The sequence below is a fragment of the Nodosilinea nodulosa PCC 7104 genome, from assembly GCF_000309385.1.
Taxonomy (GTDB): Bacteria; Cyanobacteriota; Cyanobacteriia; order Phormidesmidales; family Phormidesmidaceae; genus Nodosilinea; species Nodosilinea nodulosa.
On record NZ_JH976537.1, the window covers coordinates 1,257,872 to 1,270,289 of the forward strand.

The following is a 12,418-nucleotide window of genomic DNA, read 5'->3' on the forward strand; positions in this document are numbered from 1 at the left end:
GGGTTAGTGTCCAGCCATTTTCTGGCCCAGGGTTTTGATGTCGGCGCTGGCCGTGGGGCTTTCGTAGACTAGCTCGCCGTCGCTGATGACAAAAATGCGATCGCTCAGCTTCAGCAGCTCGTCCAGGTCTTCGCTGACCAGCAGCACCGCCACGCCGCGATTGCGGGCGGCCAGAATCTGGCTGTGAATGTAGTCCACCGCCGAGAAATCGAGGCCAAAGCAGGGGTTGGCGGCAATCAGCAGGTTGATGTCTGTGGAGGACAGCTCGCGGGCCAGCACGGTGCGCTGCACGTTGCCCCCTGAAAGGTTGCCCACGGGCGTATCCACCGACGGCGTTTTGACCGAAAACACCTTCACCAGCTCCTCCGCCATGCGGCGAATATTGAGCAAGCTGAGCAGCCCGCGCTTGGCCTGGGGCGGCTTGTCGAAGGTGCGCAGGGCCATGTTTTCGGCCACGCTCATGTGGGGCACGCAGGCGTTGCGCAGGGGTTCTTCGGGCAGGGTGTAAACCTGGTGCCGGGCCATTTCCCTGCGGGTGGACTGGTAGGGTTCGCCATTGACCAAAATCTCGCCGCTGTGGCGGGGCCGCTGCCCGGCCAGCACCTCCACCAGCTCCCGCTGGCCGTTGCCCGAGACCCCGGCAATGCCGACAATTTCGCCAGTGCTGACAACCAGGCTGGCGCTGCGCACGGCGGGCAGGCCATTGTCGCGATCGGCGCAGAGGTTCCGCAGCTCCAGAACCGGGCGCATGTCCGTCACGGTAACTTTCTCGACCGGGGTGGCCTCTTTCTTTTCGCCCAGCATCATGTGGGCCATGGCGTCTACGGTCAGGTCGCGCACGTAGCCGTGGCCCGCCAGCTGACCCTTGCGCAGCACCGTCACCTCGTCGGTGAAGGCCATCACCTCGCGAAACTTGTGGGAGATCATCAGCACGCTGAGGTGCCCGGCGGTGACCTCTTCCCGCAGCAGGCCCAGCACCTCGTCGGCTTCGTCGGGGGTGAGCACCGAGGTCGGCTCGTCGAGAATCAGCACCCGACTGTTGAGGTAGAGCTGCTTGAGAATTTCGAGCTTTTGCTTTTGCCCCGCCGCTAGCTGGGCGATCGGGGTGCGCAGGTCGATCTGAAAGGGCGAGGTGGCCATAAAGGCGTCGAGGCGATCGTACTCGGCCTTCCAGTTAATCCACTGGGGGCTGTCGTAGCGGGAGAGCACCAGGTTTTCGGCCACGGTCATGGCGGGCACCGAGGTGAAGTGCTGGTAGACCATGCCCAGGCCAAAGTGGTGGGCGTCCTTGGGGCTATCGATGGTGCGGGAGTGTTTGTCCACCAGCACATCCCCGGAGGTGGGCTTATAAAAGCCCATGATGCATTTCACCAGGGTGCTTTTGCCGGCCCCGTTTTCCCCCAGCAGGGCGTGAAAGCTGCCGGGGGTAACTTTAAGCGAAACCTGGTCGAGGGCGGTGAAGGTGCCAAAGCGCTTGGTCAGGTTGACGACCTCTAGCTCGGGCGGGGCGGGTTTGGTTTGAACGGCAACGGCGGTGGTTTCCATGGTGGGTAGGGGGTAGGGGATAGGGGAGGGGGCGTGGGGGCGTAGGGCGTTGGGGGGGAGTTGAGGATAGGGAGGTGGGGGGGTGGAGCAGCGGGTAGGGTGCACTCGCGAAGCAGTGCACCGCCTGGGGTTTTTGCCTACCCCAACGCTTCGATTAGGGCTTCGGAGTGGGCCACTGCGCCAAAGACACCGCCCTGCATTTTGACCATCTTCAGCGCGGCCAGATGGTTGCCGTAGTCGGTGGCGCCGGTGCAGTCGGACAGCAGCAGGCATTCGTAGCCGCGATCGTTGGCGTCGCGCATGGTGGTGTGCACGCACACGTCGGTGGTAATGCCTGCGAGAATGATATTCTGAATGCCTTTGCGGTGCAGCACCAGGTCCAGGTCGGTGGCGTAGAAGGAGCCTTTGCCGGGCTTGTCGATCACGACTTCGCCGGGTAGCGGTTGCAGTTCAGGGATTAGCTCCCAGCCGGGTTCGCCCCGCACCAGAATGCGCCCGCAGGGGCCGGGGTCGCCGATGCCCGCGCCGATCTGGCGCGATCGCCACTGTTTGTTTTCCGGCAGGTCGGCCAGGTCGGGGCGATGGCCCTCGCGGGTGTGGATGATGGTGAAGTGGCGATCGCGCAGCACCCCCAGCAGCTTGGCAATCGGCTCAATCGGGGCGCGGGTGAGGGACAGGTCGTAGCCCATCTTGTCGACATAGCCGCCGATGCCGCAAAAATCGGTCTGCATGTCGATCACAATCAGCGCCGTATTCTCGGGCCGCAAATCCCCGTTGTAGGGATACGGATAGGGCTCGGCTTCAACAAAAACTCCCATGGGTTCTCTCCATTGTGATGGCTAACGAGGTGCCGTAGATACTGTTCTGCGTCATGGCTGCGTCATGGCAGGGGTAAAACGGGGTCGACTGGGATCGACTGGGATCGCGATCGCCTGAGCTATCTAGCTTGCGCTAAACGTCCGGCTCAAACTGTTACTCCTGAGCCTGACCCAGCGCCCCTGGCGCGCCGGTCAGCGTCCGCTTCGGCGAGCAGGTGACGATCATAATAATCAGCGTCAAAATATACGGCGACGCGTTGAACAGGTAGTAATAAGAGTCAATACCCACCGATTGCAGCGCCGGGCCGATCGCCTGGGCGCCGCCAAACAGCAGCGAGGCATAGAGACACTGCACCGGGTTCCAGCGGGCAAAAATCACCAGGGCCACGGCCATTAAGCCCTGGCCGCTGGAGATCCGCTCGGACCAGCTGCCGGGGTAAAACAGGGACAGCGACGCCCCGCCAATGCCCGCCAAAAAGCTGCCCGCCACAATGCTGGCCATCCGCACTTTAAAGATTGAAATGCCCATGGCCCGAGCGGCATCGGGGCTGTCGCCCACGGCGCGCACCAGCAAACCCCAGCGGCTGGAGCGAAAGAACCACTGCATCAGGGGCGCGATCGCCACCCCCGCCAAAAACAGCGGGCTAATTTGCAGCGCCGACTGCACCTGGGGCATCTGGCTCCAGGCCCCCAGCGAAATCACCGGCAGCTGCGGGGCCGAGGGCTGAATAAACGGCTTGCCCAAAAAGAAAGCCAGGCCGCTGCCGAAAATGATCATGGCAATGCCCACCGCCACATCGTTGACGCGGGGCTGCTGCGAGAGCCAGCCGTGGATGCAGCCCAAAAACATGCCCGCCACCCCCGCCACGATTACCCCCAGCCAGGGCGACCCGGTCAGGTACGACACGGCGTAGGCGCTCATCGCCCCCATCAGCAGCGTGCCCTCCAGGCCCAGGTTGATCTTGCCGCTCTTTTCGGTCAGGCACTCCCCCAGACTGACAAACAGAAACGGGGCGCTTCCCCGCAGGGTTCCAGCAATAATGGCGAGGGGAATGCCCCACCACCCTAAGGCTTCACTGGCCATGGTTCTTACTCTCCGTAGGTTTATGGATTGCACTAAGCTCGGAATTGGTTAAGGTTTATCCCCTCATGGGAGGGCTACCGCTTACACACAAATACATCTCATCTGTATTGCCCGAGATCGATCCCCCCAACCCCCCTTAAAAAAGGGGGGCAATGGCTACCTCTTTGGAGGAAATCTGCCCCCTTTTCCTAAGGGGGACTTTATTGAGAAGTTTGGAAAGGACGCATCTGGGGGAATCGTGATGGGGATTTAGCCAAGAACGGAGATGTGTATAAGCGGTAGCCTGGAGGAGTGGATCTTCTAAACCGCCGTCGCCGTCGCCACAGGAGGCCGGGGCCGAGCCGGGCGCGGTTTGAAGATCGGCAGCTTGCCGTAGAGCGAATCGCTGTAGAGCACCGACAGAAAGACAATGCCCTGGAATACCATCACCGTGGCGTCGGGCAGGCCGTGGCTGCGCTGCAAAATGCCGCCGCTGGCGAGAATGCCCCCCAGCAGCAGCGCCACCAGGCTGGCCGCCAGCGGGTTGTGGCGGGCAATAAACGCCACCAGCACGCCGCCGTAGCCGTAGTTGGCGTTGAGCGATTCGTTGGCCCGACCGTGGACGGCAGCCACTTCGACCATGCCCGCCAGGCCCGCGCAGGCCCCGCCCAAAAAGCAGATCGCCAGGGTGAGCTTGCCCACGGGCAGCCCCGCCACCCGCGCCGCCCGCACGTTGCCCCCGGCGGTGCGGGCGGCAAAACCAAAGGTGGTGCGCTGAATCAAAAAGTAGGCCAGGCCGCAGGCAATCAGCCCCAGCACCAGGCCGTAGTGCACCCGGCTGCCGGGCAGCGTGCCCAGCATATCTATTTCGGGAATGGGGTAGCTGGAGGGCTTGTTGAGGGAGCTGGGGTCCTTCATGGGGCCGTTGACCATGTGGTTGAGAAACGCGATCGCGATGTAGTTCATCAGCAGACTGCTAATGGTTTCATTCACCGCGCGGTAGTGGCGCAGGGCACCGACAATGGCAATCCAGATGCCGCCCGCCGCCATCCCCGCCAGGGCCATGCCCAGCTGCACCCCCAGCACAGGAGCGCCCGCCCCCGACAGGGTGAGGCCGCCCGCCACCGCCGCCAGGCCGCCCATCACCAGCGCCCCCTCATTGCCAATAATCACCAGCCCCAGCCGCGCGGGCAGGGCCGTACAGAGCGCGCTCAGCATCAGCGGCGACGCCTGAATCAGCGTATTTTGAAACGAACTCCAGCTGCCAAAGGCGGCCCGATAGATCGAGTAATAGACCCCAAAGGGGTTGGCCCCCGCCAGGGCGCAAAACAGGCCAAATAATGCCAGGGCCGCCACCAAGGCCCCGATGGGAATGCAGATTTTCTCCAGGGAACTCCGCCAGCGATCGGTCATGGTTCTGCTCCTTTTTTCACAAGATTTTTAATGACGTGGATGGGTTGAAGAGAACGGGGGCCTGATTCGGAGGTCATGGATAGATGTGGGCGACAACAACCATCAATTAGCCAGTTGGTCAAAGGTCATCGGGCAATGCCCTACCCCCTCACGCCCCCACGCCCCCACGCCCCCACTCCTCCACTCCCTCACCCCACACTCCCCTGCACTCCCTCCGCCAGCCAGTTCATCTGCTCCAGCTCCACCGCCGTCTGCCCCAGCTCCTTGCCGCCAGCGATCACAGTCTTGCCGATGTTGTCCTTAATTTCGCCCTTGTAAATCACCAGCTCCCCCGAGGCCAGCTGGGTTTTAGCGGCATCGGCGGCCTGCTGGGCCTCGGCGGTTACCGCCGGGCCGTAGGGCGACAGCTTCAAAAAGCCTTCCTTAAAGCCGCCCCGCACCAGGTGGGGAATGCCGCCGTTCATCAGGGTTTTGCCCGCCTGCATCTGGGCAATGTAGTTTTTGTACACATTCGACCAGTCCCACTCGGCCCCGGTGAGGTAGCCCTTGGGAGCCAGTTCAGCCTGGTTGGCGTGGTAGCCCGAGGAAAAAATGCCCCGCCGCTCGGCGGTTTCAATCACCACCTTGGGACTGTCGACGTGGCAGGTGAGCACGTCGATGCCCTGGTCGGCCATGCTGTTGGCGGCCTCGGCCTCGCGCACTGGGTCGGCCCAGTCGCCGGTAAAAATCACCTGGGTGGTAATGGTTGGGTCCACCGTTCTGGCCCCCAGGGTAAAGCTGTTGACGTTGCGCAGCACCTGGGGAATCGGCTTGGCGGCAATGAAGCCCAGCCGCTTGCTGCTGGAGGCGTGGGCCGCCACAATACCGGCGACGTACTGGGCTTCGTCGATATAGCCAAAGTAGCTGCCCACGTTTTCGGGGTGCACACCCTCCTGGTACAGGCCACCGCAGTGGAAAAACTGCACCTCGGGGAATTCTTTGGCCATGGCCAGCACGTGGGGGTCGAAGTAGCCAAAGGAGGTGGCAAAGATGGCCGAGGCTCCATCGATGTCAATCATGCTGCGCATGGTTTCCTGGACCGCATTGGTCTCAGGCACGCTGGCTTCTTCGACGGTCTTGAGACCCTCAATACCGTCGAGGCTGGCACGGCCTTCGGCGTGGGCCTGGTTGTAGCCGTAGTCATCCTTAGGGCCAACGTAGATAAACCCCGCCACTAAAGGACTGCCGCCACCCGAGGCGCTGGGTGAGCCACTGCAGGCACCTAGCTTGAGCGATAGACCAAAGGCACCAGTGGCCAGCAATCCCCGGATTGCCTGGCGACGGGTCACCTGAAACGTAGGGTTTCGCATGGGGATTCTCCTTAAGAGTAGGGGGGTTATTTCAGGACAAAAAACAGGGCCAAAGACCGAAATTGGGGCGGCTGAGGATCGCCGGTATGGCCTATTGGGGGGCGATCGCGGCACGCTGCTAAAGAATTAGTCAGACTCTACCAACGGGGGCAGGGAAGCGAGGTTCGGGGAAAGTGCGCCAGAGGTACGATCCTGCGCAGGGCAGGATCGCAGGGCGGGCCAAACTGTTGCGTAACGCACAAAATTGCCGGTGGGGCTTGACTACGATCGCAGCTATCAGACTCCCCCTAGGCCTTGCACTGCTTTAGTTTCAGAAAAGCAAGTAGTGTTGGATACACCCCTACGACCGACCTATGACCGACCTATGACCGACGACGACGCCTTAGCCCTGGTAGAGCGGGTGCTGGCCGATCGCGGAGTTGGCCCCCTGAGCCAGCTTCAGGCCACGCTATTGCAGCAGTCGTGGTGCGATCGCACCTACCAAGACATGGCCCTGGCCCTGGGCTATGAGGTCGGCTATGTCAAGCAAATTGGGTCTGACCTGTGGCAGTGCCTGTCCGAAAATTTGGGCAAAAAGGTGACTAAGCGCAATCTGCGCGGCGTGCTGGCCCAGCAGCTCAAGGCGCGATCGGCAGCCGGGGGCGAACCTGACGGCGGCATTCCAGCCCAGTTTTGCCGCCGCCACGACTGGGGCGACGCCTCCGATGCCGCCACCTTTTACGGCCGCACCGACGAACTGGCCCAGCTGCACCACTGGGTACTGGTCGATCGCTGTCGGCTGGTGGGGCTGTTTGGCATGGGGGGCATGGGCAAAACCACCCTGGCGGTGAAGCTGGCCCAGCAGGTGCAGGACCGCTTTGAGGTGGTGATCTGGCGATCGCTGCGCCACGCGCCCCCGGTCAACGACCTGCTGCGCGACCTGCTCGGGGTGCTGGGATTGCCCGTGGCCGAAACCCCTAATTCAACCTTTGACCCGCTGCTGCGATCGCTGCTGGCCTGCCTGCGCCAGCACCGCTGCCTGCTCGTGCTCGACAATGGGGAAACTCTTCTGCAGCCGGGCGATCGCACCGGCACCTACCAACCCGGCTACGAAACCTACGGCCCGCTCTTCCACAGTCTGGGCGCGGTCGCCCACCAGAGCACCGTCGTGCTCACCAGCCGCGAAAAAATTGGCGAAATCGCCCATCAAGAGGGCATTACGTTGCCCGTTCGCTCGCTGCGCCTCAAGGGGCTGCCGCCCCAGGTGGGGCAGTCTCTCTTTCAGGCCAGGGGCCAGTTTACCGGCACCCCCAGCCACTGGCAGACCCTAGTTAACCACTACGCGGGCAACCCCCTGGCCCTCAAGATGGTGGCCGCCGTGGTGCAGGACTTTTTTGACGGGCAGCTGGAGCCATTTGTGCAGATTTTGACCGAGGGAGATTCGGTCTTTGGCGACATTCGCGACCTGCTTGCTCACCAGATCGATCGGCTCTCGCCCCTGGAGCAGCAGGTGATGGCCTGGCTGGCCATTCACCGCGAATCGGTGACCCTGGTGCAGATCCGATCTCACCTGGTCATTCCTCTGGCCCTGGGCGATTTGATCGAAGCCCTCACCAGCCTGGAGCGGCGATCGCTAATCGAGCGCGACACCCCCAGGGCCAGCACCAGCCAGCGCAGCACGGGCTTTACCCTCCAGCCCGTAGTGATGGAATACATGACCGACTGGCTGATTGAGCAGATCAGCCAGGCTCTTCAGGCTCCCCCCTCCACCACCCCCAGCCTGCTGCACACCCACGCCCTAATTTTGGCCCAGACCAAAGACTACATTCGCCACAGCCAAACCCGGCTGATTCTTCAGCCCGTGCTAGAGCGCCTGCAGCAGCGGCTGCGCCCCCCTGAGCTAGAAGACCACCTGCGCCACCACCTCGCCGCCTGGCGTGGACAAAACCTACCCAGCTACGCCAGCGGCAGCGTTTTAAACCTGCTCCAGCAGGCCAACGTCTCGCTCCACGGCTGGGACTTTTCCCGCCAGACCATCTGGCAGGCCCATCTCCAGGACAGCACCCTGCACCACACCAGCTTTGTCCAGGCCGATCTGTCGCGATCGGTACTCAAAGACACCTTCAGCCAGGTGCTCTCCATCGCCTTTAGCCCCGATGGCCAGCTGCTGGCCGCCAGCGATGTCAGCTACGAAATTCACCTGTGGCGGGTGGCCGATGCCCAGCCCGTGCTCACCCTAAAGGCCCAGGACGGCTGGTGCTGGGCCGTTACCATCAGCCCCGACAACCAAACCCTGGCCAGCAGCGCCAACGGCACCATCGACCTGTGGAATCTGCACACCGGCGAGCGCTACGGTCAGCTCAAGGGGTCGTCTAGTCGGGTGTTTTCCCTGGCTTTTAGCCCCGATGGTCGGTTTCTGGCCAGCGGCTGCGAAGACCACCGCATCCGGGTTTGGGCCGTGCGCTCCCGCACCCTGGTTCACGACCTGGCCGGGCACCGCGACGAGGTGCGCTCGGTGGCGTTTTCACCCCAGGGCTATCTGAGCGCGGGCCAGGGCGGCCAGACGGGGCATCAGCTTGCCAGCGGCAGCTACGACGGCACCCTGCGGCTGTGGGATTTGGCCAGCGGCGACAGCCTAGTAATCGCCACCCAGTCGCCAGTGTGGTCTATGGCCTTTAGTCCCGACGGCCAGACCCTGGCCAGCGGCCACCACAACGGCACCGTTGGCCTGTGGGATGTGGGCAGCCAAACCCAGGCGCGATCGCTGGTGGGCCACACCCAGCCGGTGCGATCGGTGGCCTTCAGCCCCGACGGTCGCACCCTGGCCAGCGGCGGCGACGACCAGGCCATTCACCTGTGGGCCTGGCCAACCGGGCAGCTCGATCGGGTGCTCAAGGGTCACAGCAGCTGGATTTCCAACCTGGCCTTTAGCCCCGATGGCCAGACCCTGGCCAGCAGCAGCGAAGACCAGTCGGTGCGCCTGTGGGATAACCAGACCCACCAGGCCCTGCGGGTGCTGCGCGGCCACAACAACGGCGTGTGGTCGGTGGCCCTGCACCCCCAGGGCCACTATTTGGTCAGCGGCGGCCAAGATCGCCGGGTGCGCCTCTGGCCCTTGTCAGAGGCGGGCCAGGCCAAAACCTTCTCGGGCCACACTTTCTCGGGCCACGACGGCTGGGTCTTTGCGGTGGCCGTCAGCCCCGACGGTCGCTGGATTGCCAGCGGCGGTGAAGACCACACCGTGCGCCTGTGGGATAGTCAAACCGGCGATCGCATGGCCACCTGGAGCGACCACCGTCACGAGGTTTGGGCCGTCGCCTTTTGCCCCCAGAGCGACCTGCTGGCCAGCGGCAGTTTAGATGGCACCATTCGCCTGTGGAACCTGGCCACCCAGGCCAGTCAGGACGTCCTGAACGGCCACACCAGCGGCGTGTGGTCGCTGGCGGCTAGCCCCGACGGCCGCCGACTGGCCAGCGGTAGCCAAGATCAAACCGTGCGCCTGTGGGATGTCAAAACCCAGACCTGCTTACAAACTCTGCCCTGCGAAGGCAGCTGGGTGCGCGGGCTGGCCTTTAGCCCCGACGGTCGGTTTCTCTCCAGCGGCGGGTCAAACGGCTACGTCATGCTGTGGGATTTAAAGCTGGGCCATCGCACGGTGGTGGGCACCCACACCAGCCTGGTGCTGGCCGTGGCCTTTAGCCCCGATGGCCAGTGGCTGGCCAGCTGCAGCGGCGACACCACCATCAAACTCTGGAACCTGCGCACCCGAGAGTGCCACCAAACCCTGGGTGGCCACAGCAAATGGGTGCGCTACGTCACCTTTAGCCCCGACGGCCAGCGCTTGGTGAGCTGCAGCCAGGATGAAACCATTCAGGTATGGGATAAGTTGATTACCCCCGACGGCTTCATCTATTGCCATCAGCAAACCCTGCGGGTGCCCCGCCCTTACGAAGGCATGCTCATCAGCGGTGTTACCGGCCTGACGGAGGCCCAAAAGGCAGCCCTCATCACCCTGGGGGCCGCAGAATCAGATGCACCTGTTCCTGCCATATCGGCCCTCTCAGGAGATACCCGGCCCAGGTAGTATCGCCATAGTCCGGTGGCTCAACCTATGGGTTCGCCCCAAGGCGAATTAACCCTGCAAAGTAGCCTACAATCGCTCCCCCCAACGCGATCGCCCACCGGGTCATGGTCTACACTCCAAATAGTCCAACCAGATTTATTCAAAAGGTAGCCATGCCATGGCAACTGAACTTTCGGTAGGCGATCGCGTCCGCCTCACCTCTCTGCCCCCCTACTTCAAAACCGCCGACCCCATGCCCATGCTGCGCCCTGCCGATACGCTGTCGGTGGGGGCCGAGGGCATTGTGCAAAGTCGTCGCCCCGGTGGCTACTGGGGTATCAAGTTCGCCAAAGGGGCCTTTTTAGTCGATAGCCAGTATCTAGAGCCAGCAAAAACCCCAGCAGCTGAGACTGCCGGGGCTGCCGATGAGTCCACGGGTATCAACGAAAAGAGCAGCTAGGCAGACGTGGTTTCGGCCTCCGGCTCGGCGGCGGGTTCGGTCGGTTCAGCCGAGGCCTCGGCTTCAGCAGGAGCCGCGCTTTCCTCGGTAACGTCCTCCGCTGCTGCCTCGGCCACCGCTTCAGGAGCGACTTCCTCGGGCAATTCCTCGGCCTTGGGCTTGGGCTTGGGGCCGCGCATCAGCGCCGGGGGAACGGAAGGCTTGCGATCGCGATCGTCGCGATCGCGGCCCCCGCGCTTCCCCTTACCGCCACGGCGCTCTCCGGTGCCGCCACCTTCTTTGCCGCCGCCTTCCCCCACGCCTACCGTTATGATCTTCTTTTTGGGCTTCTCAGGGGAAGTATTCGGAGTATCTGCCATGACTCTACAATAGTTAACGTCGTGGAGATCTTACCCCGAATCTGGTTCTGGCCCGAACCCGATCCAGGCCCCCAATCTTAGCTACCGCAACGCCCTACCCCTCATCCCCCAGGGCAAAACGCCTCAGACATCCGTCTTGCCCCAGGCAATCGCGGCATACAAAAACCCCTCGCCACTGAATCTAGAGTTCAGGGCGAGGGGTTCATAGGACAGATGAATCAAGCTGCACAGCCAAAGCGATCGCAAGAAACCGGGAGGCTATAGTACCGTCAGTGGCACTGCTTAACAGGCCCAGCTCCTCAGCCCGCCCCAGCTCGCGGCCCGGAGGTCAATCGACAACCCGCAGTCGCCCCTGGCTCAGGGCCTCGTACACCCGGTTGATCAGGGCAGCATCGTTAGGGCTTAAGTCCCGCTGGGAAAACATAGCCATTAGCTGCTGCTGGTCATTGCGGGTTAGGCGGCGGGCCGCAAACATTTTTTCGATAGTCTGCTCAAGGTTTGACATAGTAGCGCACTCTGATTGGTCGAACCGTGACTATTTCAGGATGGGCAGAACGTCGCCTGAGTAACATCCCAGAAAACTATAACGCTTTGTATAGTAACCCGATTTTACTGAGTGGCAAGGGCGCCTACATCGGCGGGATAACCTATTTATTTACCAAAGTTGTACGGCGATAAGGCCCATAGATCCGTATTCCTACGGTCGGAGCCTGCTGGGGCAGCATACCCATCAGGCCAGGGGCAGCCCTGCTCTAAAATCCAGAGTTCACCAGGTATACTCGTGCCATAGGGGTATGGATTCAACCGCTAATGCAATACCTGGCCAAGGTTCAAAAAAAAGCGTTCCTGGGTGGTGCAGAACTCATGCTGCTGGCCGAGCAGACCTCTGAATCGACGTGGACCCTGCTGTCGTCGGAGCGCCTTGTCGAAACTACTCGCCTGCTGGCTTTCCAGGAGGGCAACCTGGTGCTGGTCGAGCTAGACAGCCTCAACCAGATTGTGGCGGTGCAGGATGCCACCCCCTGGGTGCTGGGCTTAGTCGAGCACTACCTGGCCTACGGCGTTACCCCCGAAGCCCTGGAGCAAGAAATTGAGCGGGCCGAGCGGTGGCGTCAATCGCTCACGCTCAAAAGCCAGGAGGTCGATCGCCGCGCCCTGGAAACCGCCGCCCGCCGCGACGAAATTCAAGAACTAGAGCGCAGTCTCAAGCTGGAGCGCGAGGAACTCGAAACCCGCTGGCAAGCTTTGGAGCAGATGAAGGCTGAAGGTGGGGTGGGGGAGGAGTGAGGGCGTGGGAGCGTGGGAGCGTGGGAGCGTGGGAGCGTGGGGGCGGGGGTGAATCCTATTGCCGCATATTTTTGAACAGGCT

The 12,418-nt window shown here is 62.4% G+C and carries 10 protein-coding genes; 3 read left to right on the forward strand and 7 right to left on the reverse strand.

All coding sequences use genetic code 11. From position 1 onward, the window contains the following. Positions 1-3: 3 nt before the first annotated feature. From LEPTO7104_RS0105525 to LEPTO7104_RS0105545, 5 genes are all read right to left on the reverse strand, one after another. Positions 4-1,545 carry an ABC transporter ATP-binding protein gene (locus tag LEPTO7104_RS0105525; protein WP_017297557.1) on the reverse strand — a complete coding sequence of 514 codons (1,542 nt, stop codon included), beginning with the start codon at positions 1,543-1,545 and terminating at the stop codon, positions 4-6. A gap of 137 nt (positions 1,546-1,682) precedes the next feature. Beyond that, positions 1,683-2,363, reverse strand: a complete 681-nt coding sequence (biuH, locus tag LEPTO7104_RS0105530) for a biuret amidohydrolase (protein WP_017297558.1) — start codon at positions 2,361-2,363, stop codon at positions 1,683-1,685. Between the two features lie 154 nt (positions 2,364-2,517). Beyond that, positions 2,518-3,447 (reverse strand): ABC transporter permease, encoded by a 930-nt coding sequence (locus LEPTO7104_RS0105535; protein WP_017297559.1) that lies wholly within the window; start codon positions 3,445-3,447, stop codon positions 2,518-2,520. A gap of 300 nt (positions 3,448-3,747) precedes the next feature. Then, the gene (locus LEPTO7104_RS0105540) at positions 3,748-4,839 is read right to left on the reverse strand and encodes an ABC transporter permease (RefSeq protein ID WP_017297560.1); all 1,092 of its coding nucleotides are present in this window, start codon (positions 4,837-4,839) and stop codon (positions 3,748-3,750) included. A gap of 188 nt (positions 4,840-5,027) precedes the next feature. Continuing rightward, positions 5,028-6,188: a BMP family ABC transporter substrate-binding protein gene (locus LEPTO7104_RS0105545; protein ID WP_017297561.1), complete on the reverse strand. Its 1,161-nt coding sequence runs from the start codon at positions 6,186-6,188 to the stop codon at positions 5,028-5,030. Between the two features lie 364 nt (positions 6,189-6,552). Between LEPTO7104_RS0105545 and LEPTO7104_RS32880 the strand changes: the two genes are divergently transcribed. Continuing rightward, positions 6,553-10,251 (forward strand): WD40 domain-containing protein, encoded by a 3,699-nt coding sequence (locus LEPTO7104_RS32880; protein WP_017297562.1) that lies wholly within the window; start codon positions 6,553-6,555, stop codon positions 10,249-10,251. 157 nt (positions 10,252-10,408) lie between these two features. Further along, positions 10,409-10,690 (forward strand): regulatory protein SipA, encoded by a 282-nt coding sequence (sipA, locus tag LEPTO7104_RS0105555; RefSeq protein WP_017297563.1) that lies wholly within the window; start codon positions 10,409-10,411, stop codon positions 10,688-10,690. Here the strand turns inward: sipA and LEPTO7104_RS32885 are convergent. Beyond that, positions 10,687-11,049 (reverse strand): hypothetical protein, encoded by a 363-nt coding sequence (locus tag LEPTO7104_RS32885; RefSeq protein WP_155523532.1) that lies wholly within the window; start codon positions 11,047-11,049, stop codon positions 10,687-10,689. The genes sipA and LEPTO7104_RS32885 overlap by 4 nt on opposite strands. A 328-nt stretch (positions 11,050-11,377) precedes the next feature. Next, on the reverse strand, positions 11,378-11,554 hold the full coding sequence (locus LEPTO7104_RS41150) for a hypothetical protein (RefSeq protein ID WP_017297565.1): 177 nt from the start codon (positions 11,552-11,554) through the stop codon (positions 11,378-11,380). A 305-nt stretch (positions 11,555-11,859) separates the two neighbouring features. Here LEPTO7104_RS41150 and LEPTO7104_RS0105570 point away from each other — a divergent pair, with 305 nt between their 5' ends. Continuing rightward, a complete protein-coding gene (locus LEPTO7104_RS0105570) occupies positions 11,860-12,336 on the forward strand; it encodes a hypothetical protein (protein WP_017297566.1) in 477 nt (158 codons plus the stop codon). The last annotated feature ends 82 nt before the right edge of the window (positions 12,337-12,418 follow it).